Annotated in this window: 28 protein-coding genes and 2 CRISPR repeat arrays; of the genes, 18 read left to right on the top strand and 10 right to left on the bottom strand. The window is 42.6% G+C overall.

The annotated features are described in order from the left end of the window. Nucleotides 1-4: 4 nt before the first annotated feature. The 4 genes from clpP to EWV66_RS06145 all read left to right on the top strand — a co-directional run bounded on the left by clpP (nucleotide 5) and on the right by EWV66_RS06145 (nucleotide 3,459). Nucleotides 5-706, top strand: a complete 702-nt coding sequence (gene clpP / locus EWV66_RS06160; RefSeq protein WP_002767098.1) for an ATP-dependent Clp endopeptidase proteolytic subunit ClpP — start codon at nucleotides 5-7, stop codon at nucleotides 704-706. A 10-nt stretch (nucleotides 707-716) separates the two neighbouring features. Further along, nucleotides 717-2,051 (top strand): ATP-dependent protease ATP-binding subunit ClpX, encoded by a 1,335-nt coding sequence (gene clpX, locus EWV66_RS06155; protein WP_002758596.1) that lies wholly within the window; start codon nucleotides 717-719, stop codon nucleotides 2,049-2,051. A gap of 21 nt (nucleotides 2,052-2,072) precedes the next feature. Then, nucleotides 2,073-2,279, top strand: coding sequence for a hypothetical protein (locus EWV66_RS06150; RefSeq protein WP_002737934.1), 207 nt, complete (start codon nucleotides 2,073-2,075; stop codon nucleotides 2,277-2,279). 322 nt (nucleotides 2,280-2,601) lie between these two features. Continuing rightward, nucleotides 2,602-3,459, top strand: a complete 858-nt coding sequence (locus tag EWV66_RS06145) for an alpha/beta fold hydrolase (protein ID WP_287107458.1) — start codon at nucleotides 2,602-2,604, stop codon at nucleotides 3,457-3,459. A 12-nt stretch (nucleotides 3,460-3,471) separates the two neighbouring features. Here EWV66_RS06145 and EWV66_RS06140 read toward each other — a convergent pair whose 3' ends face one another. Continuing rightward, nucleotides 3,472-4,422 (bottom strand): undecaprenyl-diphosphate phosphatase, encoded by a 951-nt coding sequence (locus EWV66_RS06140; RefSeq protein WP_502705656.1) that lies wholly within the window; start codon nucleotides 4,420-4,422, stop codon nucleotides 3,472-3,474. 281 nt (nucleotides 4,423-4,703) lie between these two features. Here EWV66_RS06140 and EWV66_RS06135 point away from each other — a divergent pair, with 281 nt between their 5' ends. Both EWV66_RS06135 and dps read left to right on the top strand, forming a co-directional pair. Further along, nucleotides 4,704-5,435, top strand: a complete 732-nt coding sequence (locus EWV66_RS06135) for a glutathione peroxidase (RefSeq protein ID WP_052276244.1) — start codon at nucleotides 4,704-4,706, stop codon at nucleotides 5,433-5,435. A gap of 223 nt (nucleotides 5,436-5,658) precedes the next feature. Beyond that, nucleotides 5,659-6,192 (top strand): DNA starvation/stationary phase protection protein Dps, encoded by a 534-nt coding sequence (dps, locus tag EWV66_RS06130; protein WP_072924884.1) that lies wholly within the window; start codon nucleotides 5,659-5,661, stop codon nucleotides 6,190-6,192. Between the two features lie 32 nt (nucleotides 6,193-6,224). Here dps and EWV66_RS06125 read toward each other — a convergent pair whose 3' ends face one another. Next, entirely contained in the window at nucleotides 6,225-7,508 is a 1,284-nt protein-coding gene (locus EWV66_RS06125; RefSeq protein WP_287107457.1) for a protein kinase domain-containing protein, read from the bottom strand. A 620-nt stretch (nucleotides 7,509-8,128) separates the two neighbouring features. Further along, nucleotides 8,129-8,846: direct repeats of the CRISPR family, unit length 36 nt; unit sequence GTTTCCAACTAATCCTATTTGACCTAATAGGTAAGG. Between the two features lie 662 nt (nucleotides 8,847-9,508). Here EWV66_RS06125 and EWV66_RS06120 point away from each other — a divergent pair. The 9 genes from EWV66_RS06120 to EWV66_RS06080 all read left to right on the top strand — a co-directional run bounded on the left by EWV66_RS06120 (nucleotide 9,509) and on the right by EWV66_RS06080 (nucleotide 17,159). Next, the gene (locus tag EWV66_RS06120; protein WP_052276241.1) at nucleotides 9,509-10,111 is read left to right on the top strand and encodes a Uma2 family endonuclease; all 603 of its coding nucleotides are present in this window, start codon (nucleotides 9,509-9,511) and stop codon (nucleotides 10,109-10,111) included. Nucleotides 10,112-10,126: 15 nt separating this feature from the next. After that, nucleotides 10,127-11,158 (top strand): SAVED domain-containing protein, encoded by a 1,032-nt coding sequence (locus EWV66_RS06115; RefSeq protein ID WP_052276240.1) that lies wholly within the window; start codon nucleotides 10,127-10,129, stop codon nucleotides 11,156-11,158. A 7-nt stretch (nucleotides 11,159-11,165) separates the two neighbouring features. Then, entirely contained in the window at nucleotides 11,166-11,678 is a 513-nt protein-coding gene (locus EWV66_RS06110) for a type III-B CRISPR-associated protein Cas10/Cmr2 (RefSeq protein WP_287115920.1), read from the top strand. A 23-nt stretch (nucleotides 11,679-11,701) separates the two neighbouring features. Continuing rightward, on the top strand, nucleotides 11,702-12,733 hold the full coding sequence (locus EWV66_RS06105; protein WP_287107455.1) for a Cas10/Cmr2 second palm domain-containing protein: 1,032 nt from the start codon (nucleotides 11,702-11,704) through the stop codon (nucleotides 12,731-12,733). Between the two features lie 10 nt (nucleotides 12,734-12,743). After that, nucleotides 12,744-13,727, top strand: a complete 984-nt coding sequence (locus EWV66_RS06100; RefSeq protein ID WP_052276238.1) for a type III-B CRISPR module-associated Cmr3 family protein — start codon at nucleotides 12,744-12,746, stop codon at nucleotides 13,725-13,727. A gap of 188 nt (nucleotides 13,728-13,915) precedes the next feature. Further along, complete coding sequence (locus EWV66_RS06095) at nucleotides 13,916-14,134, top strand: hypothetical protein (RefSeq protein WP_002785679.1); 219 nt, start codon at nucleotides 13,916-13,918, stop codon at nucleotides 14,132-14,134. 142 nt (nucleotides 14,135-14,276) lie between these two features. Further along, nucleotides 14,277-15,104: an RAMP superfamily CRISPR-associated protein gene (locus EWV66_RS06090; RefSeq protein WP_002794400.1), complete on the top strand. Its 828-nt coding sequence runs from the start codon at nucleotides 14,277-14,279 to the stop codon at nucleotides 15,102-15,104. Between the two features lie 19 nt (nucleotides 15,105-15,123). Continuing rightward, nucleotides 15,124-15,531, top strand: coding sequence for a hypothetical protein (locus EWV66_RS06085; RefSeq protein WP_002757498.1), 408 nt, complete (start codon nucleotides 15,124-15,126; stop codon nucleotides 15,529-15,531). Between the two features lie 5 nt (nucleotides 15,532-15,536). Continuing rightward, nucleotides 15,537-17,159, top strand: coding sequence for an RAMP superfamily protein (locus EWV66_RS06080; protein ID WP_052276236.1), 1,623 nt, complete (start codon nucleotides 15,537-15,539; stop codon nucleotides 17,157-17,159). 101 nt (nucleotides 17,160-17,260) lie between these two features. Further along, nucleotides 17,261-17,597: direct repeats of the CRISPR family, unit length 36 nt; unit sequence CCTTACCTATTAGGTCAAATAGGATTAGTTGGAAAC. A 185-nt stretch (nucleotides 17,598-17,782) separates the two neighbouring features. Here EWV66_RS06080 and EWV66_RS06075 read toward each other — a convergent pair. Next, nucleotides 17,783-18,691: a transglutaminase family protein gene (locus EWV66_RS06075; RefSeq protein ID WP_072924903.1), complete on the bottom strand. Its 909-nt coding sequence runs from the start codon at nucleotides 18,689-18,691 to the stop codon at nucleotides 17,783-17,785. A gap of 143 nt (nucleotides 18,692-18,834) precedes the next feature. On the opposite strand from EWV66_RS06075, the gene EWV66_RS06070 reads away from it, so the two are divergent. Then, the gene (locus tag EWV66_RS06070; RefSeq protein WP_052276235.1) at nucleotides 18,835-20,322 is read left to right on the top strand and encodes a GTP-binding protein; all 1,488 of its coding nucleotides are present in this window, start codon (nucleotides 18,835-18,837) and stop codon (nucleotides 20,320-20,322) included. Between the two features lie 359 nt (nucleotides 20,323-20,681). On the opposite strand, the gene EWV66_RS06065 is transcribed toward EWV66_RS06070, so the two are convergent. Continuing rightward, the gene (locus EWV66_RS06065; RefSeq protein WP_287107454.1) at nucleotides 20,682-20,978 is read right to left on the bottom strand and encodes a type II toxin-antitoxin system RelE/ParE family toxin; all 297 of its coding nucleotides are present in this window, start codon (nucleotides 20,976-20,978) and stop codon (nucleotides 20,682-20,684) included. Next, on the bottom strand, nucleotides 20,963-21,151 hold the full coding sequence (locus EWV66_RS06060; protein ID WP_002752772.1) for a hypothetical protein: 189 nt from the start codon (nucleotides 21,149-21,151) through the stop codon (nucleotides 20,963-20,965). The genes EWV66_RS06065 and EWV66_RS06060 overlap by 16 nt, the downstream gene beginning before the upstream one ends. A gap of 474 nt (nucleotides 21,152-21,625) precedes the next feature. Here EWV66_RS06060 and EWV66_RS06055 point away from each other — a divergent pair, with 474 nt between their 5' ends. Then, a complete protein-coding gene (locus EWV66_RS06055; RefSeq protein ID WP_052276234.1) occupies nucleotides 21,626-22,318 on the top strand; it encodes a Crp/Fnr family transcriptional regulator in 693 nt (230 codons plus the stop codon). Between the two features lie 134 nt (nucleotides 22,319-22,452). Continuing rightward, complete coding sequence (locus EWV66_RS06050; RefSeq protein ID WP_052278413.1) at nucleotides 22,453-22,935, top strand: DUF29 domain-containing protein; 483 nt, start codon at nucleotides 22,453-22,455, stop codon at nucleotides 22,933-22,935. A 330-nt stretch (nucleotides 22,936-23,265) separates the two neighbouring features. Here EWV66_RS06050 and EWV66_RS06045 read toward each other — a convergent pair whose 3' ends face one another. From EWV66_RS06045 to EWV66_RS06025, 5 genes are all read right to left on the bottom strand, one after another. Next, nucleotides 23,266-23,979 carry a polysaccharide deacetylase family protein gene (locus EWV66_RS06045; RefSeq protein ID WP_287107452.1) on the bottom strand — a complete coding sequence of 238 codons (714 nt, stop codon included), beginning with the start codon at nucleotides 23,977-23,979 and terminating at the stop codon, nucleotides 23,266-23,268. Nucleotides 23,980-24,042: 63 nt separating this feature from the next. Then, complete coding sequence (locus EWV66_RS06040) at nucleotides 24,043-24,291, bottom strand: hypothetical protein (protein WP_287107451.1); 249 nt, start codon at nucleotides 24,289-24,291, stop codon at nucleotides 24,043-24,045. After that, the gene (locus EWV66_RS06035; protein WP_284526053.1) at nucleotides 24,236-24,460 is read right to left on the bottom strand and encodes a hypothetical protein; all 225 of its coding nucleotides are present in this window, start codon (nucleotides 24,458-24,460) and stop codon (nucleotides 24,236-24,238) included. The genes EWV66_RS06040 and EWV66_RS06035 overlap by 56 nt, the downstream gene beginning before the upstream one ends. Nucleotides 24,461-24,475: 15 nt before the next feature. Beyond that, the gene (locus EWV66_RS06030; RefSeq protein WP_052276232.1) at nucleotides 24,476-24,688 is read right to left on the bottom strand and encodes a hypothetical protein; all 213 of its coding nucleotides are present in this window, start codon (nucleotides 24,686-24,688) and stop codon (nucleotides 24,476-24,478) included. Nucleotides 24,689-24,841: 153 nt separating this feature from the next. Then, nucleotides 24,842-26,161, bottom strand: a complete 1,320-nt coding sequence (locus tag EWV66_RS06025; protein ID WP_287107450.1) for a lysophospholipid acyltransferase family protein — start codon at nucleotides 26,159-26,161, stop codon at nucleotides 24,842-24,844. Nucleotides 26,162-26,478: the final 317 nt, after the last annotated feature.

Raw genomic sequence — 26,478 nt, 5'->3', positions numbered from 1 at the left:
AATTATGCTCGAATCGAGATCACCTGACTACCCAATTACCAGTAATTGTCGCCCTGCTATCTACGCCAACACGGGGAGAAACTCCCTAGCTAACGTTTTACCCGTGGTAATCGAACAGTCTGGCATGGGTGAACGGGCTTTTGATATCTATTCTCGACTCTTGCGGGAGAGAATTGTCTTTTTGGGAACTCCCGTCGATGATCAGGTCGCTGATTCGATCGTTGCCCAACTCCTCTACTTGGAGGCAGAAGATCCCGAAAAAGATATCCAACTCTATATCAACTCCCCCGGCGGTTCCGTTTATGCTGGACTAGCTATCTACGACACCATGCAACAAATTCGCCCCCACGTGGCGACAATTTGTTTCGGTTTAGCCGCTAGTATGGGAGCATTCCTGCTTTGTGGTGGCGCGGCAGGTAAACGGATGTCCCTACCCAGTAGCCGGATCATGATTCACCAACCCCTCGGCGGCGCCCAAGGTCAAGCTAGTGATATCGCCATCCAAGCTAAAGAGATCCTCTATATTAAACAGAGACTCAACACCATGCTGGCTCACCACACTGGTCAACCCTACGATCGCATCGCCAACGACACCGAACGGGACTTTTTCATGTCGGCCGTCGAAGCCAAAGAATATGGGTTAATCGATCAGGTGATTTCTCGTCCCGAACTGCCCGATCCTACCGTTCCCGTTACTTCCCTGTAAATAATAAACTATGTCTAAATACGACTCCCACCTCAAGTGTTCATTTTGCGGCAAATCCCAGGAACAAGTGCGAAAATTAATCGCCGGGCCGGGGGTCTATATTTGTGACGAGTGTGTGGAACTGTGTAACGAAATTCTCGATGAGGAATTGATGGAACCGCCCAGTCCGGTCGCCCCAGTGGAGGAACGCCCCAACAAACGGCGATCGGGCCAAAACAAAACCACTTGGGAACAAATTCCCAAACCAAGAGAGATTAAAAAACACCTCGATGACTACGTTATTGGTCAAAATGAGGCGAAAAAAGTGCTGTCTGTGGCCGTTTATAACCATTACAAACGCCTCAAAGATATCCAAACCCAAAAAGCCGGTGGCGGTAGTCCAGAAGATAGCATCGAACTGCAAAAATCTAATATTCTGTTAATTGGTCCGACGGGATCGGGAAAAACCCTTCTAGCTCAAACTCTGGCTAAAATCCTCGATGTACCTTTTGCTGTCGCTGATGCCACCACTTTAACCGAGGCCGGTTATGTGGGGGAAGATGTGGAAAATATTCTCTTGCGTCTGTTACAAGTGGCAGATTTAGACGTGGAAGAAGCGCAGCGGGGCATTATCTACATCGATGAAATCGATAAAATTGCCCGTAAGAGCGAAAATACCTCGATTACCCGGGATGTGTCCGGAGAAGGGGTACAGCAAGCTTTACTGAAAATGTTAGAGGGAACGATCGCCAATGTTCCCCCCCAAGGCGGCCGCAAACACCCCTATCAGGATTGTATTCAGATTGACACCAGCAATATCCTGTTTATCTGCGGTGGGGCGTTTGTCGGTTTAGATAAGGTGATCGATCAGCGTCTCGGTAAAAAATCCATGGGCTTTATTCAACCGGGAGATAGCCAAGCTAGTAAGGATAAGGTGGCGGCAGGGTTATTAAAACAAATGACTCCCGATGATTTAGTCAAATTTGGCATGATTCCAGAGTTTGTCGGTCGGATTCCCATCCTGGCGGCGCTTTCACCCCTGGATGAGGAAGCTTTAATCGCTATCCTGACCCAACCCCGCAACGCTTTGGTGAAACAGTATCAAAAACTGTTGAAGATGGACAATGTACAGTTAGAGTTTAAATCTGATGCCGTCCTAGCGATCGCCCAAGAGGCCTATCGTCGCAAAACCGGGGCCCGGGCCCTACGGGGTATTGTCGAGGAATTAATGCTCGATGTCATGTACGAATTGCCCTCGCGCAAGGACGTGAAACGCTGTTTAATCACCCGCGAAATGGTGGAAAAACGTTCCACGGCGGATCTATTGGTTCATCCTTCCTCTCTACCCAGTCAAGAATCCGCTTAAGGGGAAAAATCGAGGTTAACCATGCTGAACACCGTTCCCGCAATTGTCAAAGAAGGCCGGATCGAACTCCTCGAATCCGTGCCGATTCCAGAGGGTACTAGGGTTTTAGTCACCCTCATCCCGGAGGAGACAAACTCGGATTTCTGGCAAAAAGTCAGCGAAACTGCTCTCGCTAAGATTTGGGATAATCTGGAAGACGACATCTATGAACGATTACTGGAAGCTTGAAATCGTTCTCGTTCCTTACTCCTTAAGAGAATCGGACGACTATCGGACACAGATGCGCGACGTTGGCAAAACTCTTGACGAGGATGGCTAGGTATCTAAGTAGGTGGGTGGAATTAAATATAAGATGAACGTAGGTTGGGTTGAAGCATGAAACCCAACGCCCGCATGGGTTACGCTACCGCTAACCCATCCTACAAATAGGTGGGTGGAATTAAATATAAGATGAACGTAGGTTGGGTTGAAGCATGAAACCCAACGCCCGCATGGGTTACGCTACCGCTAACCCATCCTACAAATAATTGTGCCTCCCTACTTAACTATCATGAAAACTCAAATAATCGATCAAACAGTCACTGTCCGCGGTGTTCCCCACTATTACGAGTGGATTCGGGGGTCAGAATCTGCCCAGAAAAAGCCGGTTATGGTGTTTATTCATGGTTGGGGAGGATCGGGACGCTATTGGCGATCAACCGCTGCGGCAATTTGCGATCGCTTTGATTGTTTATTGTACGATATGCGGGGTTTTGGTCGGTCTAAATTGCCAGAAAAATCCCCCGATCTTTCCTACGATTTAGAAGAATATGCCCTTGATTTGGCCTTGTTTTTAGATAGTTTGGAAATCGAAAAAATCTATCTCAATAGTCACTCTATGGGGGCATCGGTGGCGACTTTTTTTATTACTATGTACCCGGAAAGAGTGGTCAAAGCAATTTTAACCTGTAATGGCATTTTTGAGTATAATAAAGCGGCTTTTGCTGCCTTTCATAAATTCGGTAAGTATGTGGTACAGTTTCGTTATGATTGGTTTTTAAAAGTCCCTTTTGCCGATCAATTATTTATGGCGAGATTTTTGCATCGATCAATCCCAAAATCAGAAAGAATTGCTTTTTTAGAAGATTTTTTAGCGGCAGATTACGAGGCCGCCCTAGGCACAATTTATACATCTGTGAGTAAAAAAGCAGTGGAAATTATGCCTGGTAAATTTGCTGAGATTAAGATACCAACTCTTTTAGTATCAGGGGAAAAAGACATTATTATCCCCGCCAAAATGGGCAAAATGGCGGCGGATTTGAATAATAATATCCAGTATGTGGAGATGGCTAATACTGCTCACTTTCCCATGTTAGAAGATGCCCCTACTTATCTACAAAAATTGCGAGATTTTTTGGAAATTAATTAGAATGCCAAAAGGTCAGGAAAAACGCCCCAAGGCCACACCAATCAGGATAGTAACCCCGAAAAAGAGACGATACCAGACGAAAACCCAGGTACTCTGTTTTTTGAGATAATCTAATAACCAAGCGATCGAAAGATAGGAAAATATCGCCGAGGAAATTACCCCAATAACGAGGGGAATTAATTCACTGGTGTTAATCTGGTCGAGAACGCCTTGAAATTCCACTAAACCGGCTAAAGTTATCGCCGGAATCCCCAGCAGAAAGGAAAATCGCGCTGCTACTGCCCTTTCTAAACCCATGAATAACCCGGCAGTTAAGGTGGACCCAGAACGAGATACCCCCGGTATTAGGGCTAAAGCTTGGGCTAATCCCATTAAAACCCCGTCTTTTTGTCGCAAAGTCTCAAAACTGCGTTTATGTTTCCCGATTTTTTCGGCCGTAGCTAAGAGTAAAGACATGACTATAGAGGCACAGGCGATCGCTGTCATGCTTCTCAGGGGGGAATTATCTAAATCGGGAATGAAAAGTTTCATTAACAAACCGAAGAAAACAATCGGAATTGTGCCTAGGATAATCCCCACGGCCAAACGAAAATCCTGGGAACGATAATCGGAACTAGCCACCGCTTTCACCATTCCTGTGGATATTTGCCTTAAATCCTGCCAAAAATAGGACAATACCGCCGCAATACTGCCCAATTGAATCACTGCCGTATAGGTGACACCGGGATCTCCCCAACCCAAAAAGACGGGAATCACTTTTAGATGAGCGGTACTGCTAATCGGCAAAAATTCCGTCACTCCCTGCACAAATCCCAAAAAAATCGCCTGTAACCAGTTAATTTTTGCCAGAGGTATGGCGCTAGTGGTTGATTGGGCAATGGCGGCGGGTGTAATCGCCAAAATCACCGTTATTATCGCTAGTCCTAGCCATTTATAGCTTTTTTTCAGGAAGGAAAACATCATTTTTCAGTAAAAAAAGGGGATAGGTGTGGGGTGTGGGGGGTTAGGGAAATTAACTAATCAATATTACTGCCTTTTGTCTATTTCCCATTCTCCTGTCTCCTGTCTCCTGTCTCCTGTCTCCTGTCTCCTGTCTCCTGTCTCCTATCTCCTGTCTCCTGTCTCCTATCTCCTGTCTCCTAATTTAAGTATAAATACTTGTTGACAACTCATAGTCGTTATGAGTACACTTAATTTAGACAAACTCGAAATGAGTACGACTTAGCAATTAGGAGTTGAAGATTATGCTACCAAACCGAGAAGGACAGAGAGTTCCCGATGTCACCTTTCCCGTGCGTCAAAATAATCAATGGGTGAACATCACCAGCGAGGAATTATTCAAAGGAAAAACCGTTGTTCTTTTTGCCTTACCCGGGGCATTCACTCCCACCTGTTCCACCTCCCATTTACCCGGATATAACGAATTAGCCCCGGTTTTTCGGGAAAATGGCGTAGATAGTATTGTTTGCTTGTCGGTGAATGATACCTTTGTCATGAACGAGTGGGCAAAAGATCAAGAATGTGATAATGTCGTCTTGATTCCCGACGGTAACGGCGAATTTAGCGCAGGAATGGGGATGTTAGTCGATAAAGCTGACTTAGGTTTCGGTCAACGTTCTTGGCGCTATTCGATGCTAGTCAAAGATGGTGTTATCGAGAAAATGTTCATTGAACCGGAAGAACCGGGAGATCCTTTCAAAGTCTCCGATGCAGAAACGATGTTACACTACATCAACCCAGAAGCCAAAAAACCGCCTTTAGTCTCTCTTTTCTCGAAAGTGGGCTGTCCCTACTGCCTCCGGGCTAAGAAAATGTTAGAAGAAAAAGGCCTACAATACGAAGAAATTATCCTCGGACGCGATGCCACCAGTCGTTCTCTGCGGGCCATGAGTGGCAATACCACCACCCCGCAAGTCTTCATTAACGGCAAGTTAATTGGTGGTTCGGAAGAATTAGCGGCTTATTTAGGAGCATAATTAATTAAGCTATCAGCTGTCAGCTTCTGATTTTTCAATTAATTAGCCATTTTTCTAGTTATCAACACTATTATCTAGCTGACGGCTGAGGGCGATGTTAATCAATTCTGAAAGGGGATGTGTATAGCTTGAGCTTAATTTTAGGATCAAAATCAGTCCCCTCTACACGGACACAAGTGAGAAAATTATCAAGTATTCTGTTAACTGATCAAGGAGAAAGATTATGGTAGCCACTCCAGTCAAAACCAAAACCACGGGACAATACTACGCCACCCGCATCGATTTAGCATTAGATATCCGCAAAGCTATGGTTGAAATCCTAAGCCAAACCCTTGCCGCTAGTTTAGACCTAAAAACTCAGGTTAAACAGGCCCACTGGAATGTCAAAGGTTTAAATTTCTACCAATTGCACAGCCTCTTCGACGAAATGGCCACGGAATTAGAAGACTATGGGGACATGGTAGCAGAACGGATTACCGCTTTAGGTGGAACCGCTTTGGGAACAGCGCGCATCGCCGCCGCTAACTCGATTCTGCCAGAATATCCGGCTGATATCGTCGATGGTAGTGAACATATCGTTGCTTTAGCCGAACGTTATGCCTTATACGCTTCCCATCTTCGTTCTGCTATTGATACCACTGGCAATCAAGGGGATGCTGACACAGCGGATCTCTATACGGAAATCTCCCGGGACATCGATAAACGTCTCTGGTTCCTAGAAGCGCATCTGATTAAATCGGAAGATGTTATCAGATAAATTTGGGGTGTATTAACTTAGCTTAATACACCTTAAATTCTCGTAATCGGTAAACGTAGCCAATCGCTTAATTGTTGTGCCAACCAATCTAATTCGGCTTCGCTAACATCTTCACTGGCAGTGATAACATATTCTCGATGGTTGGCAACGAGAACCAGACAAGGAGGAATAATATTAACATTTTCTCCCTGCATAGTGACGGTGACATTGCGACGGAGGAGACTATAAATTTCGGAACTAGCAGCATCGGCATTTAGTTTAAATTTCAGCCCCCAGAGTTTTTGGTAGAGAGAAACTTTTTTGGGGGTAATTTTTAACTCTAGTTCCCCCTGCCAAAAAGATTTCCATAACTGCCAAGATAAACTAGAGGAGATTAAATTGAGCAGAAAAATTAGGATAATCGGGATTAAAAAAGCGACCAGTTTGAGATCATAAATACCGACTATGGTTAAGAGAATGATCGTAAAGAATAGGGATGGTAAAAACTGTCTTAACTGGGTTTTGAGATTGTTGAAAAACTTTTGTTTGGTTTTACTAGCGATTTTTATTTGCAGGAGATTATCTTTTTTATAAACAGTAACTTCGCTGCCGTAGGGTTTGGTCAGATTGCCAATAGATACTAGGATCAATTGACAACTATATAAGCTGGCTAAAGCTTCTGTCACCGAACGAAAATGAGAGTCTGGGGGGGAGTTTGATAATCTTTTTAACCAATAGATGAAAAAAGCGCTTAGATTAGTTTTTTGTTCAAAGTTTTCGGGTATGTAACGATGCTTAATCCCCGTGGCTAAACTAATCAAACTTTTACCTATATCCTGTAAGTCCGTGGTGGGAGAATCGGAATCAAAGGCAAAATCAACTAGATAAAAACGATGGGACTGGGTATCAAAGAGGATATTACTAAGTTTAATATTGCCGTGGTTAATGGGGACATCCTGCTGATGGAGATAGGAGAGAATCTCCAAAAGATATTTGGCAATTTGTTTGAGATCTTGTTCTGCTAACAAATAACTGGAGTTTAGATAGTTTTCTACAGGCTGCGCTGATAAATAAGGTCGGACAATAGCGATGATTTGTTCTTGGGATGAATCTATCTCAAAGCTATCGAGGTATTTGGGGAGAGATGGGTGGGAGAGTTGTCGCAACAGGGCAATTTTACCAGTTATTTCTCCGATAAACTGACTCCCTTGCCCCCTAGGAACAGAAATAAGTTTAATGATAACTAACTGGGTGGTGTGTCTGTCCCTCGCTAAGATAGTTTTTTTTCCTAGTAACTGTTGGACTTGATAACGACTATGGAGAACTCGATCGAGCATGGGGGAGGATGGAGTAAGTACTATCTCTAGGATAGCTCACTCTGGAAACTCTAGCCGCTATCTTTAGCATCCTTTTAATATTTTAACAATTGATTAAAAATTGCCGCTTTACCTAGAAAGAACTGCTAGGGCAGTCCTATTTGAGTTATTTTAATTATCTATTCGCCAAGGCTGCCGGCAAGGGGAGAGCAAAAGGGAACGGTGAGCATTTCTAAGACTGCCATGACTTTTTATTGTTAGGAATCCTAACGGATTGCTGAACATATTACTGTCTTAACCATGTTTCCAGTTTTAGCGAACAATCACGCCTAATTGTAGCATTTTTATCGATTTTTGTCAAGATATATTTGATAGAATTTATGAGAAAAAGGGTTTCTAATTAAAGAGGGCGAATGCAATTCGCCCCTACAATAATATTATTATTATTGTGCCAATGGTAGGGGCAGGTAGGCACAATTATTTGTAGGATGGGTTAGCGGTAGCGTAACCCATGCGGGCGTTGGGTTTCATGCTTCAACCCAACCTACGTTCATTTTATATTTAATTCCACCCACCTACTTATAGATATTTCGACAAAATTGAAAGGCAGAAAAAGGGTTTATAAAGAAACCCTTTTTCTAGTTTCCAACTAATCCTATTTGACCTAATAGGTAAGGAGTAAGAGTAGGGCTAATTCATGAATTAGCCCTACTTTTTTAGTTTCCAACTAATCCTCTTTGACATAATAGGTAAGGAAAAAATCCTAGATTTTTGCCAACAAAATTATCCAGAGTTTCCAACTAATCCTATTTGACCTAATAGGTAAGGTCAAATGGTTGGGACTGGCTCCACAAACAACGAAATGTTTCCAACTAATCCTATTTGACCTAATAGGTAAGGAGTAAGAGTAGGGCTAATTCATGAATTAGCCCTACTTTTTTAGTTTCCAACTAATCCTATTTGACCTAATAGGTAAGGAAAAAAGGTAAATGGGGAAAAGATATTCTCCAGTTTATGTTTCCAACTAATCCTATTTGACCTAATAGGTAAGGTTACGAGGAGTTACCTGGTGGCACTGCTCCTGACAAGTTTCCAACTAATCCTATTTAACCTAATAGGTAAGGAGTAAGAGTAGGGCTAATTCATGAATTAGCCCTACTTTTTTAGTTTCCAACTAATCCTATTTGACCTAATAGGTAAGGGTGGTAAAGGCAATGACCGGCAGCGAGATTTAAGTAACTGGGTTTCCAACTAATCCTATTTGACCTAATAGGTAAGGTCACATCATTTAGTCTTCTTATCGCAGCGGAATCAGAAACAGAAGTTTCCAACTAATCCTATTTGACCTAATAGGTAAGGAGTACCCCTTGGAAAGTCTCATCGAGAGGGGAAGACAGACCCCCAAATCGACGCATCTCCAAAAAGGTGGTCCTGGGGGGGGTAAAAGTCCCGATACCAAAGGGTAGAACCCTGACTGGGAGAGCAATCGACGCACCTCAACCAGAGAATCGGGGTTTTAGGTCGGGGAGGGGGTGCATCGATTTTCAGTCAAGAGTTGGGGGACAAGCTAGATGATGTAGAGATTTGGGGGTGGTTGAGGAGGAGAACCTCCCATCAACAATAATCTAGAGACAGCTTCTTCGGAAATCCCATAGAAGCGCACATCATCCTCTTGAGGATTGACCCTTTCTACTACTTTAGCGTACAGTTTCCGCCTCTGGATGTGTAATTAATTTTGCTTAAGTAATTATCTGTAATTAAGTAGCTGGTTATAATTAAATTAAAAATGGATTTTAGGTTCGATCCCCCCTGCCCCCCTTGATAAGGGGGGTGCCGATAGGCGGGGGGATCTGACAATTTTTAACGCCTACCTACTTAATTGTCTAGCTACTGATTAGGGAGGGTAGCGGGGGGGGGAGTTTTTTTTAAGGATTTTTTAACCCCCAAAATCCCCCGATTCTGGCGAGCAATCAGTATCATGGATAACAACAACAAGCTTTAGGTCTAATCCGATAAAAATCATGACCTACCTATCTCCTAAATTATTCACTTTTGAAGACTTTTTAAACCAGTATGGAGATGACCCACGCTATCAATTAATTGACGGGGAGTTGCGAGACATGGAACCCACTGGACCTCAGGAATCCGTAGCGGGAAAAATCGCAGGAAGACTGTGGGGAGAAATCTTGCGATTACATCTACCCTGGACAATTCCTAAAAACTGTTTGCTCCGTCCAGAATCCGGTCAAGCTACTGCTTTACGTCCCGATGTCATCATTTTGGATGAAGTGGACTTTAGCACCGAACCTCTCTGGGAAAAACAAGCAATTTTAACTAGCTCCCAAGCAATTAAATTAGTGGTAGAAGTGGTTAGTAGTAATTGGCAAGATGATTATGCACGCAAAGTTGAAGAATACTCATCTTTAGGTATTGCTGAATATTGGATTGTCGATTTTCGTGGATTGGGTGGCATCTCTTTTATCGGTAAACCCAAACAGCCTACTTTGACTATTTGTCAGCTAGAAGGTGATGAATATCAACAAAAATTATATCGTCTTTATGAGCGCATTAGTTCGGCAGTTTTTCCCGAATTGTCTCTGTGTCTTCTCGATATTATGCCCTAAATCTCTAGTAAAATTATGCTGAAATCTCTTAAAAATGTCCTGAGTAATCTGCGTCAATATCCCTATAATATTATCTTTAATCCCCTCACCAATGCAGCATTAGCCATCGCCGCTATTTTGGCACTAATTGCCGATCAATTTGGCCAGGGATATTATCTAATTTTTCTGATTACTTTGGCTCTAGTTATCATCGGTATCTGGCTAGAATCTCAGAAATACGACCTCTATAAACATCAGGCGATTCCTCTACCGATAGTGATTAATATTGCTAATTTTGCTAATAGTAATAAGGCTCTGCAATCGCTTTTTAATATCATCGAAACAGAAAATAAATACAAAGATCATCAAAATAATCTTGACCAGTATCTCAATATTAGCGAAACAGATTTAATTTTTAACTACTCCTGTGATATTTATGATCAAGAAATGCTGAAAACTTTTCTGCAAATACTACGCTATAATCTAGAGAAACTTAAGAAAAAAACTCCCCAAAATACTATTATTTATCTTGCCTATATCGGTCCGATTAGCGTCGCTATTATGGTCGGCACTATTCTCGCTACCGAAGGAGTAAAAATCTTTCAATATAATAAATCTTCTGATAGTTATTATCCTGTGGTGGAAATTAGCGATCGCAAACTCAAAGAAGATATTAAGGAATACGAAAAATTTGAGCGTGTTGTCACCGAAAAAGGTCAAGATAGAGTAACTATAGCCATCGATGTTTCTTCCCATAAAATTAATCTTAATGATCAGAGTATTGAAAACTACGGCGATTTAATTTATCTGAAAAGTAAAGGCAGTGGTACAATTGAAAAAAATGAAGATTGGCTACAATATTCTAGAGAAATCTTTAAAACTATCAACATCGCTCAACAAAAAAACTATCAAGAGATTAAGCTAGTTTATTCCATGCCTATAACTTTGGGAATACTTGTCGGAATGGCCGTTCAACAATACTGGCCAATTCTCCTAACTCAATACGAAAATTCTACCTACAGAAATCTTATTAATCTTCAGGAATTTAAACTTTATCGAGGACAATAAAGATAAAATGAACTATACTGTAATTACCTTTGCTCCTGTGCAAGGATTCATCGAAAAATCGCGTAAACTAAGGGACTTATACGGTGGTTCTTTTTTATTATCCTATCTTGCCGATGCTATCTGTCAGGCAGCGGATAAATATCCTGAATGTAGCCTTATTTCTCCCGCTTTAATTGACGTTAAAAGAGGAACTCCCAACCAAATCTTAATCGCGGGTAATTTTCCCAAAAAAGAGGCCGAACAAGTCTTCGATGACGCATGGCAAAAAGTGGTTAATAAGTGTCGGGTTTGGATTGAACAAAATTTACCACAATACAATTATACTTGGCGACGAGAATGGAACCTATGGATTAATCATACTTGGGAATTCTTCTGGGCGCAAGAGGACTCGATCGATTGTGCGTTTAAAAGTCTGCAACAGAAAAAATATCAACGAGATTGGACGGGAATTAATTGGCAAGGAGAAAGTTGGTTCTTTGGTTTGTCTTTTGGTGATTTTTGTCAATTGTTTCTGATCTAGAGCGAACTAATTAATTAAATCTCTTGCCAGATAAGGATTTAGTTGATCTATGCAACCCCATTGAAATACCAAGTAACGAAGAACCAGAAAGTTCTAGCTTATCCGGTTCCGATGCCATTGTTTGGTATGGAATGACGGATCAAACCCATCCTTTATATTCTAGTATTTCCCAACAAAATCAGCAAATCACCGAATTTTATCAGCAATTAAGTCAAAAACTTTCTAATGCTATCCTCGATGAAACCGAACGTCTTAGCATTCCCGAATTAGTCAAAAGAATGATTACATTATATGATATTGGCAAGCCTTTAAACCTAGAACTTCCTAAAAAATTTGTGGAACTAAATCGCTACGAGGAAAAATCCTATACAGGATGGTTTCAAGGGGACGGTGACGGGATGGGAAATTACCTAAAAAATCTGTCCATATCCTCAAGAAAAGAATTTAGTCAAAGAATGCGACAATGGGGAGAAGAACTAGAAAATTATCTTAACTTTGGTCGCATTATTTATGCGGGAGGAGATGACTTTCTAGGGGTTTTGTTTCCACAAAAATCAGAACCAAAATTAACCCTACAAGATTGTCTATATTGGTTTGATCAATTTCATCGGGAAATCTGGCCAAAACACGGTTATTCTCAGGATATAACTGTTAGCCTCGGTTTCGTTTGGGCAGCTTCAGGAGTTCCTCAGCGTGACATATTGCAACAATGTCGAGAAGCAGAAAAATCCGCTAAAAATCAAGGTAAAAATCGTCTAGCGGTGCGAATCCTTTTTAACAGTGGTAACTATTTAGAGTGGGTTTGTCCCTGGGAAAACTTGAAAGATATCCTCGATAGTTATTGTGATCGCAGTGAAGGAAAAAACTGGACACATTTCTATAATGATATAGCAACTTTAGAAAATCGCCGCGCTTTTACCGATGATAATCACGATATTGCCAATGCAGTTTTTAACCTTTATTTTAATCAAAATATACCCATCGATACCACCTCTCACCAAGATAGAAATAACTGGGTAATTAACCTCTCAAAAGTGGCCAATCATCTCACCTAAACATACAAAAATGCTGCAATATCTGATCATAATTAAACCTTTGGGATTTCTCTACGGTAGTGCTGGTCTGTTTCTGTCTCCAGAAAATCTAGTTGGACGTTCAGGAAATCGTTTTCCCCCCACTGCTGCCACAGTTTCGGGACTATTTGCTCACAGCAATCCCACCAATATTCGCGATTTACAAATTGCCGGCCCTTTTTGGGCAAACAGTGAACAACCAGATAACTTTTTTGTCCCCACTCCCTTTATTTATTTGGCTAAAAAACCCCTCGCCAATTATTTTCAAGACCAAGAAAATAACGACAATGGAAAAATTCAACACACCTTAACATGGCAAGAAAAATGGCAAGAGAAAGACGGTAAACAAATTGAGGGAAAATTCGATCGAGATAGTTGGATTCCTATCAACCAATGGTATAATCCTCAAAAAGCCTATGGTTCTCCGTGGCAATATCATCCCCATCTCCATCCGCGTTTGTTAGAGGAGCAAAGAAAGGTAAAAACTGGAGAATTATTCCTCGAAAATGCCGTCCAGTTACATCCAGATGCTTGTCTAGTTTATTTAGCTAATCAACTCCTAGAAAATGGCTGGTATCGCTTTGGTGGAGAATCCCATCTAGTGGAAGTTAAATCACTTGAACTAAGCAGCCATCTCCAAACTTTATTTAATCAAGATGTCGGTCAATATTTTGCCCTCATTACTGCCGCAATCTGGGGAACAAATCGCCTATCAACTCGCAATCCCAGTGATTGGCAATTAGAAACCCTCAACACCGAAAGACCAATAACCTATCGTTATCGATTCGGAGGAAAAGATAAAGTTAAGCGCTTATCTAGGGGACGTTATGCAGTTCCCGCAGGAACAGTTTATCGTTTAAAAAAACCCTTACCATCTTGGCAAAATTGGCAGGAATCTTGGTTCCCTACCGAAGGGGTTTCCCTCAAACGTTGGGGATGCGGATTAGCCTTACCCTTAGAAAATATTGCCAAATAAAGCCTATAATTAAGTAGGTAGGCGTTAAAAATTATCAGACACCCCCGTTATCAAGGGTAGGGTTGATTCATGAATCAACCCTACCTTATCAAGGGGACAGGGGGGATCGAACCTAAAATCCATTTTTAATTTAATTATAACCAGCTAATTATTGAGTAGGGTAAATGAGACGATCATAAGTGATATCTATGGCAAAAGTAAAAACTAGATTTCCTCGAAAAGCTTTATTAGGTTATCAAAAAAGTGGTAATAATCAAAGCTCAAAAATTAGCGAAAATAAAATGCTGCGTATGTTTTTAGATTTTTTGGTAGAAGAAGCTTTTAAAAACCCTTCTTCTCTCACTCCTTACACAGAGGAAATGGCTAAAGAAATCGATCAATTATTAAAGGGTGTTGCAATTGATTAGGAATAAACCTATAGCTTTGTGCTGCCCTAATAGCCTAAATACCACGATCAAATATTAACAAAATCTTAGAAAATTCTGACATTAATATTAACCTAGTTTAGAATAATCCCTAAGCATCTAAAATACTCACTTCCCCCAAAAAATGTATCACAAAAGTTATGGCATACTTGAAACCTTAGCACCCCTTCATGTGGGAGCAACCGCAGGAGAAGAAACGGGTAATCTTAACCTCATTTTTCGTGACCAATTCACCCAAACAGCAATTATCCCTGGGAGTTCTATTCGCGGCCGTTTTCGTGCCGATATGAACAATATAGATGAAAAACGTACATGGTACGGACACGAAACAATCCCAGGACAAGAAGACGGAGGAACCACCGAAGCAAAAGTTAAATTTGAATATGCTTCCCTCGTTTGGTTGCCGGTATTTTGTCCGGGGCAGCCGATAGTTTGGGTCACTTCTCCCCTATTATTAAAACGCTATAAACAAATCACGGGAATCTCTGCAAAAGTACCCAATCCCTATACTGCTTCCCCTAGTTTACAAGCGCGAGTAGTGCAGGGAGTTAACCGCAATAGCAAAGTTTTATTTTTTAACTTAGGATTTCTCGAAATTGAACACTTAGAGGAGCTTTCTTCGTGGATTCCCCCGCAAGCGGATTTAAAAGCTTCTCAATTAGTCGTCGTTGATGATAACGATATATCCATGCTGCACGATATGGCACTCTACCGACAAAGCCGGGTTAAACTACTAGAAGATCAGAAAAAAGTGGATACAGAAAAGGGAGCTTTTTTCAATGTGGAAGCTTTACCCGTGGGTAGTATTTTAGTTTTTCCCATTGCTTGCAAAGAAACAGGATGGCAACCTTTTGGAGAATCGGTAAACCAAAAAGAATTATATTTCGGAGGATTAGAATCCATCGGTTTTGGTCGTTGCCAAGTTACTATTTTAAACTACGCTAATCAATAATTACATTTTATCTAATATTATGGCTTGGAAAGAATACAATCTCGATCGCATTGCTCAGAAATTAGTTCTCGCTGCCAAACTACGAGACCGAGATTCTCTCAATCAATCTTTTAAAATGCGTGAATCCGTTTCCTATGGACTAGAAAGATTCTGGGGTGAACATCTGCGCTTACAATCCAAGGAAACCAATAAGGCAAAATACTGGAAAGAAACTTGGGATAAATTAGTCGAAACCATGGCAGAAGCGGGGATTCCTATCCCTAACGATACCGTACAGGTAAATGATACCGAATCTGTTCAAGCAATGGCAGAAAAACTCTGGGAATTAAAGCTAGAAGACCAGAGAATTACCCTCGCTGTTTTAACGCAACTATGCGATTGTTTAGTTTGGTGGACTCAAAGATATAAAGGAACAAAGGAACGATAAATTATATGGTTAATATTCCCGATATTGGTGACAAAATCCCCCTGATGTTTCGCGCACAAACCAAAGGGCGATCGCAGTTACAATATATTGACTCTAAAAAAGATGAAAATGATAGCCAAAAATGGGTAAAGGAATGGATAGAACGAGTCGATGAAAATCCTCCCCAATTTGGTGAGGAAGTCAAGACCAAAGAATATCAAATATCGTGGCGATTCGTCACTAATGGGGGACAAGATGAAGGAATAATTCGGCCTGTAATGGGTGCTTATGGCATACCATTTTATCCCGGTTCCAGCATGAAAGGAGCCTTTTGTCAAGCTTGCACCCCCGAACAAAAACAACGTTATCACCTCGAAAAAGATAGCGATAACCCTAGTCTTTTGCGCTTCCATGGCGGTTATCCCGTTAATGATTGGACGGAAAATCTTTTAGATATTGTTCACCCGCAACAGGGATGGCAAGTAAAAACCCCAAACACTCGACAAAAACCCAGTGGAGAAAGTGGTTTTGCTTTAATTTCTCTCTATCAACCTACCCTAAAATTTGGCATTTCTACCTCAATAGAACAACCCGATTGGGAGGAGATTTGGACTATCTGGGAAAGAGCTTTAGAATCTGGTCTAGGATGCCGTGTTAGTAGCGGTTATGGCTTACCAAAAGACATTAAATCTTCAAAAGAACCTTTATATAAATGTTTTCTGAAAGGGCAAGGAATGGCTCCTAAAAGCCTCGATGGTGCAAGGGAATTTCGACCCAATATTTTTCGAGGAGCAATTCGCGGTCATGCCTTGCGTATTTTTGGCGGTTTAACTGATGCTAAAAATGCCGAAAAGTTAGTTAATCAGCTATTTGGAGGAATTGACGGAGAAGCAAGCCAAGGTTTACTAGCGGTCGATTTTTGTGTCAAATCTCTAGAGTTAGGAACCTTTGCCAAGGGTTACAACGAACCCACCTACACAGTAACAGGAGAATTACGCTGGATTCTCACCCAATCCCAATCTCTCCCCGAAAACCAGCAAAAATGCTTAAAAAAATTAATTTGTTTTCTCACTCGTTTTGCCATGTTATTAGGAGGATTTGGTAAATCATGGCGACGAGCAGATCATAGTATTTTTTATGAGGATTATTATCCCAATAAACCCTTAATTGGCTGTCATTGGCAATGGGGGGATAAAAGTTCTTTAATCAACGATAATAAAGTCAGAGATTTAACTCATGTTCATCCCTTTATCAAAGATGTTCGCACTATTGCTAAACAATGGATGTCCTTACAAGAAAATATCCTCAGAACTCCCGATAATAGTGCTAACTGGCGAGAAAGTTGGCATCCTAAAAATGTCGAGGCTTGGGGAAGAATTGCCGAAGATAAAGATGATTCCCTAGCCATAAAATGGCTTCATAAAGCCTATCAAAAACTGGATAATTTAAGTATCTATAAAACCTCGGTGACAGGAAGTATCGCTCAAATTGGTTGTCTTTGGCATCGAATGTATCCCAAAAATAATCATCAATACCTAGAATTATTAACAATTTTTCCTGATGACTCTGATGATTGTGCTTATTTTCTAGGTTTTCTAGACGAGAATAATGGTCAAGAGGGAAAATTTCAAAAACTTTGGCCGAAATAATCCCGTTTACAGTTAATTACCTAAGCAAAATTAATTACACATTAGGATTAGTTGGAACCTAAAAAAGTAGGGCTAATTCATGAATTAGCCCTACCCTTATCCCTTACCTATTAGGTCAAATAGGATTAGTTGGAAACGCAATCGCCTCGGGGTTCGTAATGACCGGAAACCCCACCTTACCTATTAGGTCAAATAGGATTAGTTGGAAACAGTTTAGAAACGGTATATTTTGACATATAACCGTTCTTTCCTTACCTATTAGGTCAAATAGGATTAGTTGGAAACCCTTGAATCGCCTTGGCGTGACGCTTCGGTTCCTTTCGACCTTACCTATTAAGTCAAATAGGATTAGTTGGAACCTAAAAAAGTAGGGCTAATTCATGAATTAGCCCTACTCTTATTCCTTACCTATTAGGTCAAATAGTATTAGTTGAAAAACAGAAAAAGGGTTTCTTTTAGAAACCATTTTTCTAATAAATTGTGTCAAATATATCTTGACAAAAATCGATAAAAATGCTAGAACCTAATGGCAATCTTCGCTTTATTGCATGAGTAGAAAACGGGTTTCTTCGAGAAACCCGTTTTTTGCGATCACCAGTCAAGGAAAAACCCGATAATTCAACCTATTCCCTCGGATCAAAATCTGGCAGCGTCCCCAGCTTGCGAATGGTCACTTTAACATCCATAGACAAATAGTCATCAGCATCACCAAACCAAGAACCGGAAAGAGGTATGATTTGACCGGGATGACGAGCGATCGCCACTCGAATTAAATCAAAGCCGGCGGTAATTTGATTAGTCGGATCATAATTACGCCAACCGGCCCCCGGTAGATAAACCTGTAACCAAGCATGGGTAGCACCAGAGCCGGTCATTCCCACTTCACCACCGTCGAGGGCAGCATCGTAGAGATAGCCACTGACAAAACGACAGGCTAAACCCAATCTTCGCAAAGCTTCGATCATCAACCAAGCATAATCGCGACAAGTTCCCGACTTTAGCCGCAGGGTTTCTCCGGGGGATTGAGTTCCTTCACTCTCCCGGGATTGGTAAGTAAAATTATCTTTGATAGCCGCCATCATTCTTGCCATGGCATCGAGGGTATTATCTTGGTCCCCCGCTACAAAACTTTTGGCCCAAGCTGCCAGGCTGCCGTCGGCATCCTCAGCGTGGGGACGCATAAACACCACTAGATCTAACCATTCATCGGGGGTATATTGGACAGGAATTTCGATCGCCCGTTGAGCGAGGGGAAAATCAGCGATCGCTTTTAAGCCAAAATGTTCCGCCCGTAATCGACAGGTAACGATTAATTCTGACGCTGGTTCAGCAAATTCAAGCTCTACCACATTGTTAGATAGAGTATCCATAGTCCAGCGCGTTTTGGCGGCAATATTCGCTTCTACAGAATAACTGATAATTCTTTCACCGTGACCGGCACTAGGCAAAAAAATCGCCCGATGTTCCCCAAAAGTTACCGGTTTACGATAATGATAGGTGGTGATGTGTTCCAAGTCGTAGATGACACTCATCCTGATTATCCTTAATAAAGTAGCTGGTTATAATTGAAGATAAATCGCCCCTTAATCCCCCCTTGATAAGGGGGGTGTCTGACAATTTTTAACACCCACCCACTTAATCACTGATAACTGATAACTGATAACTGATAACTGAAATGACCTCTGACCCGTTCCTCGATCGAGCTTGGAATACCGAAGACCTAGAACAAGCGCTTCGAGGTGTCGGCACTATTCAAGAAGAACTCAACTATAATCAGGCACGCAATTCTCTGAGCAAACTTGTTGAGCGTCTGGATCTTACCTCGATCGAGAAAATTGGTCTAGAAGCGGAGATCGATCGCCTAGTGGCCCTGCTAGAAAAACTCGATCGATCCCTGATTCAAATTGCCGCTTTTGGCCTGGTGGGCCGGGGAAAATCCTCGATTTTAAATGCTCTGGTCGGTCAAGAAATCTTTACGACCGGTCCTCTACACGGAGTTACCCGCACCATTAAAGGGGTAAATTGGCAGTTAAGCAGCGATGATACTTTCCCTAATCTAGCGCGTCTGACCCTGAACGGCCAGGGTAATGCTCAGGTGCAATTGCTTGATACTCCCGGTATTGATGAGGTAGATGGGCAAACGAGGGAAATTCTCGCCTGTCAGGTGGCGCAGCAGGTGGATTTAATCCTTTTTATCATCTCTGGTGATATGACCAAAGTGGAATTTTCCGCCCTGGCCAAGTTGCGGGAAGCGGGAAAACCGATGATTTTGGTCTTTAATAAAATCGATCAGTATCCGGAAGTTGATCGCCTCGCTATCTATGAGAAAATCGCCTCAGAACGGGTGAAAGAACTACTCTCCCCCGATGAGATTGTTATGGTGGCGGCCTCTCCCCTCCTAGCGGAGACGGTTAAAGGGCAGGATGGACGGCTAAAAACGCAACGATTTCGGGGAAAACCCCAGATAGAAGCTCTGAAACTCAAAATTTTGGAAATTCTAGAGCGAGAGGGTAAATCGCTGGTAGCACTCAATTCTATGCTGTATGCGGACGAGGTAAACGAGCAAATTGTCGCCCGCAAAATGGCTATCCGTGATCGCGGCGCTAATCAATTGATTCAAAAAGCAGTGATGATCAAAGCATCGGCGATCGCTCTGAATCCGGTGACGGTGTTGGATCTGTTTACGGGGGCAGTTATCGATCTAGCCATGATTCTCGCTCTTTCTCGCTTATACGGCATCGATTTAACTCGTCAGGGGGCGATCGCTCTTTTACAAAAAATTGCCCTCAATATGGGGGGTATTAGTGCCAGCGAATTTTTAGCGGTTTTGGGCTTAAGTTCCCTAAAAGGACTACTCGGCCTCTCGATTCCTGCCACTGGCGGCATTTCTATCCTTCCCTATACTTCGATCGCCCTGACTCAAGCGGGGGTTGCCGGTGTATCCTGTTACGCGATCGGCCAAGTGACGAAAACCTATCTCGCTAATGGGGCCACCTGGGGACCCGATGGCCCGAAGGCAGTGGTAGCCAGTATTCTCGATTCCCTCGATGAAACCTCGATTCTCAACCGGATTAAGCGGGAATTAGGCTCAAAATTGGGGGTGGGGGACTTTTCAGTGTTGCCAAAGGCACGGCGTAGCCGTCCAGTAAACAGTAATCAGTAATCAGTGAACTGAAGGCAAGAGGCAAGAGGCAACAGGCAATAGGCTCCCAGAAAGAATCTGGCAATTCTCCTACCTAAAAAGAAGGTTAGAAACTGAGTAGATTAAAGTTTGTGTGATAATTTTTGCTTATGGAATCGTGAAATGTTGACTGAGAAGGACTTTTACGACTATTTTGCCGAAGAAACTATCAGTATAGGCTTCGTTTCCACACATAAACCAGAAGAGCCACAAATTGGGTTTTAGATTCGGCCCTTGTGAACTGAAAACTCAAATCTGACCACTGATAACTGATCACTGATCACTGATAACTGATAACTGATAACTGATCACTGATCACTGATAACTGACCACTGACTCGATCAATCCAAGAAATGCTTACTATGGACGATCGCCGCTATAATAACTACCGCCCCTTGAATTTGATAGATCAGACGGTAGGCATAGGCAGCCTTTTCTCGGATGGTATCATCGCTAAATTCGGCGCATTTTTTCGCTTCTAGGGGACAATTTTCTAAAGAATAGCTTATATCAAGAATTCGACGCACGACGGCCGCCGCGTAGGACGGAGAATCTCGACTAATATAAGATGCGATCGCATCCACGTCTTCAATTGCTTTGGGCGACCAGACAAGGCGATAATTCACTCGATCAGCCATTTGTTTAAAAGACCCTCAACTTCTTCTTGGGGGATTGTATTCTCTAGAGAAGCCGCGCTCAAACTTTGACGCACCTTCTCCAGAACGTATAAATGATACTGAATATCTTCAATTGAACAATCATCCGGTAATTGATTCAAGAGGGATTCCACTTTTTGTCTAATGCTATTCATACAAGTTTGACCGAAGTTTTTAAGGAAAAGTATAAATTTAAATTATCTATCAACTATCATCTATAGCAGTTATCTTAATAGTGAGGTACGAAGTATCTGGTTTTAGGGAACAGGGAACGGTTAACAGTAGCTGGTCGCCAAGAGATAATGCCAAATTTCTTTATACTTCATCTTTATGAGAAACGCTATATCATAGATAGAGAACTAATAGTCACGCATCCTATCTTATGCCATCGTCCCCAGAAAAGCGAGAAAAAGTTAAGAATAGATAGGGTGATTATCTCGCTTTTGTAACATTGGGGCGGGTATTCTGTTAAGAATACTTAATAATTCTCCTATCTGCTCAATCCCCGCAACTTTTAGGGATTATTGCCAATAAGCATCTAGCGGCCACAAGACCCCCCCCCAATCGCAGAAATTTTTTGTTACATTAGTTTACAGTTCCCTCAACGCCCCAATGGGTTATTAATTTTAATGTCTTCTTCGGTTCCTTCGTCGGATTTTATACCCTTAATCGGTCAAGAAACAGAAATCTTTAACTGGGCAAAATCCCATTATCGTAACCATACCTTTGCCAAAGATGAAAAAGTAGCCACGCGCCCCGGACTGTTATACTTTGTCGAATCTGGGGCGATTCGTATTGTTGGTAAGGCACAAGTTAACGTTATCGACCAAAAATTTCCCCGTCAACTACCTATTGCCGATAGTGAGGAAGTATTTCTCGGTTTTGTGGGTGCAGGTCAACCTTTTGAGATTGTTTCTCAATTTCCCTTTCAATTACAAGCCCAAGCTCATCTAGACGAGACCGAATTAGTCTGGTTATACTGGGAAGACCTAGAAAAATGGCCGCAATTGCGATCGGCTGTTATGGAAACTTTTCGCCATCAATACCAGCGTAAGTTATTTTGGTTGAGTATTCTCGGTCAAAAACGCTCCCTCGATCGATTAATGGGGTTCTTGGTTCTATTATTGGAAGAATACGGTCAACCCTGTGTGGAAGGTTATTATCTCCCCTATCCCCTAACTCACGCTCAAATTGCCAGCGCCATCGGCACTACCAGAGTAACAGTAACAAGATTAATCGGTAAATTGCGACAACAAAATTCGATCTTTTTTAAGCAAGATAATCTTATCGGATTGCCCAGTTTATTTTTGAGTCAGAATTAATTTTTCTGCGGTGTTGCTGACTCACGCTATGAATGCTAACTGTGCATCCTATCCAAAAGTTAGTTTGGCTCCAGGTTTTAAAAACCCCACACAACAAGATTCCTATCACAAATCAGCAACGCCAGAAATCTATTATGACCGCACAAACCCCGCTATCGCTCTCCGTTCTCTACGAGGAAGATTTTGTTCTCTGGACAGAAAAAACCGCCGAACTTTTAAAGCGAAAAGAGTTTAACAGAGTGGACTGGGAAAATCTGATCGAGGAAGTAGAGTGCATGGGGAGAAGCGAGCGCCACGCCGTAGAAAGTTTATTAACTCAACTATTAATTCATCTTTTAAAACTGAGTTATTGGACAACGGAAAGAGAACGAAACGCGCGTCATTGGCTAGGAGAGATAGCCGCTTTTCGAGTGCAACTGAAAAAAAAGATGAAAACCCCAACACTGAAAAATCATGCCCTTAATTCCTTTGGGGAAGCCTATTCAGACGCAAGACAAACCCTAATTGATGGGAGAATTGTCGATAAAAATACAATTCCCCTAGAGTCTATATTAACTCTCGAACAAGTATTAGACGGAGATTGGTTCCCCATCGATATCGCACCTTTTCTTAGTTAAGACCCACATTCCGCACTTCACTAAGTAGCATAGTAGTAGTATGTCAATTTATAGACAAGGGCAATCACTCTGGCAATAAACATCCGTATTTTTTAGGCAATACTTTTCGTAGTACGGATTAGAGAATGTCAATATTAGTGTATTTAGGGTCTGCTGAAAAAGTTTGTTGGTGGGGTTAGAAGTCAGTTATCAGTTATCAGTTATCAGTTATCAGTTATCAGTTCACTGAGAAAACTCCCCACACCCCACACCCCACACCCCACACCCTACACCCCACACCCTACACCCTACACCCTGCCCCCAGGAAAAACTTTTTGCCGCAAACCCTACTTAACGTTTGTGATCAACTAATTGGCTGAGAGTCACCACCTGATAACCTCGATCGTGTAATTTCGCTAATAAATTCTTCAGCACGATCGCCGTATTCTCATCTCTTTCGGGGGAACCACCGTGAAGCACTAAAATCGCCCCGGGGAAAATAAATTGCGAGATATACCAAGTGGTAAATTGAGGATGATTCGTTCCTTTTCTGGTATCTAAAGGAATCATGGAAGCGAGAGCAAATCGGGACTCGTAGCCGGGGAATTTCCCCAAAAACGAGCGCATAGATTGATTATAGAAGGCTTGACCGGGACGATACCAGCGCGGTGCTTGACCGGTAAGACGACTTAAAATATCGTTAGCTTCCCGAAACTGACTAGCAAAAGCGTCGGCAGCCAGTTGACTGGTGCGGAGATCTTGGGTGCCGTGATTAGCGATTTCGTGACCTTGGGCGATTAGACGCTCAATCAAGGTGGAGTTCGGTTGCAGGTGTCCTGTAATCAGAAAAAAAGTCGCCTTGACGGGGGTTGCTGGACTGGCCTTTTCTCGATTATGAGCCGCGATCGCTGCTAAAATGCGATCGGTGGATTTTCCTTCGGGATCGTTGGGGGTGGGTGCATCATCGATGGTAAGAGCGATAATTTTCTCTCCTGTCGGTTGATAGAAAATTGCCCCCGGAAAAAGTCGAGCGACGATCGAGATAATTAATTTGGCAATGCTCATTCGGGAAAGTAAGGGATGAGAGTAAAAGCAAAAATTAGCAATTACGGGCCAGTGACTGAAAGATTATTTCTGTAGGAGATATTTCTGCATTTTGTTGAGTTTCTGCCAATAAATAATCATTAAAACCACATAGGCCACAAAACTGAGGATATCAACTACGGGTAAAAATAGGGTAGTGGCCACGATCGCCCAAGCTAATCCCAGACGCTGATTACAACTACCAAACCGGTGTGCATTTTCTCCTAGAGCCGAGCGATTAGGATGCTGGTAGCTTGAAAGCTGAGATAATCCAGATAAAAACCGTGTGAACAATCGGGATGATCATCAACCACATCCATACTGGTGGAAACCGGCGATGTTCGGGGGGGAGAACTACCAGAGCGTTATAATGAAACCAAGCCACCAAGACATTCAGCAACACAATGATCGCGATGACGCTGATAACGGCGATCGTGGGTAAAGTTCCTAGTCTTCTTATCATATTTAGTTTCTAATGTCAAGGGTTTGTCATCGATTCTAAAGATTTTTTTAAGGTGCTAGTTAATTCTCGCACCGCTTGTTTTTTGGCTGCCCCGTCCCGTTGATAGGTGCTGTGCCAGCGTGCCGTCACATCGAGGGGTTCTGCTACGGTAATTATCGCCTTTTGTGGTGCAATTGCCGGCCGAGCTTGGCCTTTGCCCGTAATTTCGTGAATCAGGGCATTAATCATCAATAAAGTCTCTGCAAACCTTCTAGCGGTGGGTTTATTTTGTAGATAGGACTTGCTGAATAATGGTAAAACCCTTTGAAAATAAGGCTTTTGACCTGTTAAAATCTGATGTTAGTGCAAGAAAATAGGATTGGGACATTCAAAAACCTTGCATTATTCTCCTCGTAGTACAAAACTGGTACAAAAAAAGAGGGCAACAAAGCCTGAAACGACCGACGACCGGCTACTGACTCCTGACTCCTGACTCCTACCCCCAGGAAAAACTTTTTCAGCAAACCCTAGATAATGACCGGTGACGACGACAAAATTCTCCACCCATCTCATGTGCCAGAGATGTTGATGCGCTTCCGACGCGACTAGAGCCGCCAAACCCCTTTCCACGTCCGAGAGGGTTTGGATGTCCACGTCCCGACGATAGATCCAATCCCAGACCGTATCCTCGATATCCTGGGCGCGTTCGAGCAAATTGCGATCGCTATGGGGCTGCATTTGCAGATATCCCTCCAACATTTTTAATACTGCGTCCATCAATCCCTGTAAACGCAGGGTTAATCCCTCGATCGGACTCAAATTGGCTAACTTTGCCGCTTGTTCCTCTAACTGAATGGCGGTATGGAAACGCCGATCAAAACTTTCCATTTGTTCTAATAAATATTCAGCAATACGCAATAGTTTCGGGTAGAGTAGGGCCTCTTCCTCTGGGGTCAATTGCTGCTCTGGATTCCATTCCCTCGATGAGAGAGAGTTTTCTAATTGCCGATTGGCCCCATCCCCCGGAGGAAAACCACATTCGCGCTCGATCGCCCCACAGAGTTGCCAAATCTTCGGCCAGGGATTTTCTAAATACTGATACCTCACACCGATGGGGACAATAGACACCTGCTGATTCTCCCCCGCTGCCACCAGATCCTCGACACACCAAAAACTGGTTTGAGCGCAGCCCAATTCTAAACGACTGACCAGTTCGCCGTGACCGTTGGTATAGCCTTCCGGCGCAATGGCCAAGGGAAATTGCCCGCGAACGTAGAGATGGCGCAGGGTACGCAAACAGCCGAAATCGGGACGACCGCGGATCACGGGAACGCCACCGATCGCCGGTAAGAGCCAATTAGCCACTGGACCTGCCCAGAGGGGAATCCCTCGATCGTAGAGAAAATAGCCAAAAACTGGCTTATTTAAACTTATTCCCTCATTGGCAGCTATTTTAGGCAGGTTGGTATGAAGATAATGGATCAAGGAGGGGGGGTCGTTAGTGCTGGAATGACGATAGGCAAGCAGAAACCGCAACTGTCCAGCTTGGAAACGGCGGTAACAATCGACGAGAATTTCGCTATTTTCCCCTTCCACCCGCTCAATCTGACATTGCGATCGCAAATAGAAGGGCAACAGCCGATAAATTGCCGCCAAGACCAAGGGGTTAAAATGGGGGGCGAGAAATTTTAGCGGTGATTGGGCGCGGATAGGTTTTGTCATCGGAGAATGAGTTTATTATGGATAGGACAGAATCAAGGATTTTGAGCGGAGCCGGAGAAAATTATCGGTTCACCTAAGTATGATATTTGATTTTTTTCCATCTTCAATGCTCCTAAGTAGGGCTGGCTGAATAATGGTAAAAACCTTGTTGGGTAAGACTTTTAGACTTTTTGTCAATCAAAAAGTACCAGGCATGGCAGTGATGAGGGGGAAAATTGAGGCACTTTTTCCCTGAAAATTAGGTAATTGGCCACCTCAAAACCGGTAAAACCCCACACCCCACACCCGTTACAGTAGAGCAGGAAGTCGCCTTCCCA

Origin of the sequence: Microcystis sp. M_OC_Ca_00000000_C217Col (assembly GCF_007095585.1) — a bacterium.
GTDB lineage: Bacteria > Cyanobacteriota > Cyanobacteriia > Cyanobacteriales > Microcystaceae > Microcystis > Microcystis panniformis.
This window is presented reverse-complemented; position numbering and strand designations above follow the sequence as displayed.

Excerpts from the sequence above, each read along its gene's own strand:
- clpP (WP_002767098.1), top strand. The coding sequence starts at position 5 with ATGCTCGAATCGAGATCACCTGACTACCCAATTACCAGTAATTGTCGC.
- clpX (WP_002758596.1), top strand. The coding sequence starts at position 717 with ATGTCTAAATACGACTCCCACCTCAAGTGTTCATTTTGCGGCAAATCC.
- EWV66_RS06150 (WP_002737934.1), top strand. The coding sequence starts at position 2,073 with ATGCTGAACACCGTTCCCGCAATTGTCAAAGAAGGCCGGATCGAACTC.
- EWV66_RS06145 (WP_287107458.1), top strand. The coding sequence starts at position 2,602 with ATGAAAACTCAAATAATCGATCAAACAGTCACTGTCCGCGGTGTTCCC.
- EWV66_RS06140 (WP_502705656.1), bottom strand. The coding sequence starts at position 4,422 with ATGATGTTTTCCTTCCTGAAAAAAAGCTATAAATGGCTAGGACTAGCG.
- EWV66_RS06135 (WP_052276244.1), top strand. The coding sequence starts at position 4,704 with ATGCTACCAAACCGAGAAGGACAGAGAGTTCCCGATGTCACCTTTCCC.
- dps (WP_072924884.1), top strand. The coding sequence starts at position 5,659 with ATGGTAGCCACTCCAGTCAAAACCAAAACCACGGGACAATACTACGCC.
- EWV66_RS06125 (WP_287107457.1), bottom strand. The coding sequence starts at position 7,508 with ATGCTCGATCGAGTTCTCCATAGTCGTTATCAAGTCCAACAGTTACTA.
- EWV66_RS06120 (WP_052276241.1), top strand. The coding sequence starts at position 9,509 with ATGACCTACCTATCTCCTAAATTATTCACTTTTGAAGACTTTTTAAAC.
- EWV66_RS06115 (WP_052276240.1), top strand. The coding sequence starts at position 10,127 with ATGCTGAAATCTCTTAAAAATGTCCTGAGTAATCTGCGTCAATATCCC.
- EWV66_RS06110 (WP_287115920.1), top strand. The coding sequence starts at position 11,166 with ATGAACTATACTGTAATTACCTTTGCTCCTGTGCAAGGATTCATCGAA.
- EWV66_RS06100 (WP_052276238.1), top strand. The coding sequence starts at position 12,744 with ATGCTGCAATATCTGATCATAATTAAACCTTTGGGATTTCTCTACGGT.
- EWV66_RS06095 (WP_002785679.1), top strand. The coding sequence starts at position 13,916 with ATGGCAAAAGTAAAAACTAGATTTCCTCGAAAAGCTTTATTAGGTTAT.
- EWV66_RS06090 (WP_002794400.1), top strand. The coding sequence starts at position 14,277 with ATGTATCACAAAAGTTATGGCATACTTGAAACCTTAGCACCCCTTCAT.
- EWV66_RS06085 (WP_002757498.1), top strand. The coding sequence starts at position 15,124 with ATGGCTTGGAAAGAATACAATCTCGATCGCATTGCTCAGAAATTAGTT.
- EWV66_RS06080 (WP_052276236.1), top strand. The coding sequence starts at position 15,537 with ATGGTTAATATTCCCGATATTGGTGACAAAATCCCCCTGATGTTTCGC.
- EWV66_RS06075 (WP_072924903.1), bottom strand. The coding sequence starts at position 18,691 with ATGAGTGTCATCTACGACTTGGAACACATCACCACCTATCATTATCGT.
- EWV66_RS06070 (WP_052276235.1), top strand. The coding sequence starts at position 18,835 with ATGACCTCTGACCCGTTCCTCGATCGAGCTTGGAATACCGAAGACCTA.
- EWV66_RS06065 (WP_287107454.1), bottom strand. The coding sequence starts at position 20,978 with ATGGCTGATCGAGTGAATTATCGCCTTGTCTGGTCGCCCAAAGCAATT.
- EWV66_RS06060 (WP_002752772.1), bottom strand. The coding sequence starts at position 21,151 with ATGAATAGCATTAGACAAAAAGTGGAATCCCTCTTGAATCAATTACCG.
- EWV66_RS06055 (WP_052276234.1), top strand. The coding sequence starts at position 21,626 with ATGTCTTCTTCGGTTCCTTCGTCGGATTTTATACCCTTAATCGGTCAA.
- EWV66_RS06050 (WP_052278413.1), top strand. The coding sequence starts at position 22,453 with ATGACCGCACAAACCCCGCTATCGCTCTCCGTTCTCTACGAGGAAGAT.
- EWV66_RS06045 (WP_287107452.1), bottom strand. The coding sequence starts at position 23,979 with ATGAGCATTGCCAAATTAATTATCTCGATCGTCGCTCGACTTTTTCCG.
- EWV66_RS06035 (WP_284526053.1), bottom strand. The coding sequence starts at position 24,460 with ATGATAAGAAGACTAGGAACTTTACCCACGATCGCCGTTATCAGCGTC.
- EWV66_RS06030 (WP_052276232.1), bottom strand. The coding sequence starts at position 24,688 with ATGATTAATGCCCTGATTCACGAAATTACGGGCAAAGGCCAAGCTCGG.
- EWV66_RS06025 (WP_287107450.1), bottom strand. The coding sequence starts at position 26,161 with ATGACAAAACCTATCCGCGCCCAATCACCGCTAAAATTTCTCGCCCCC.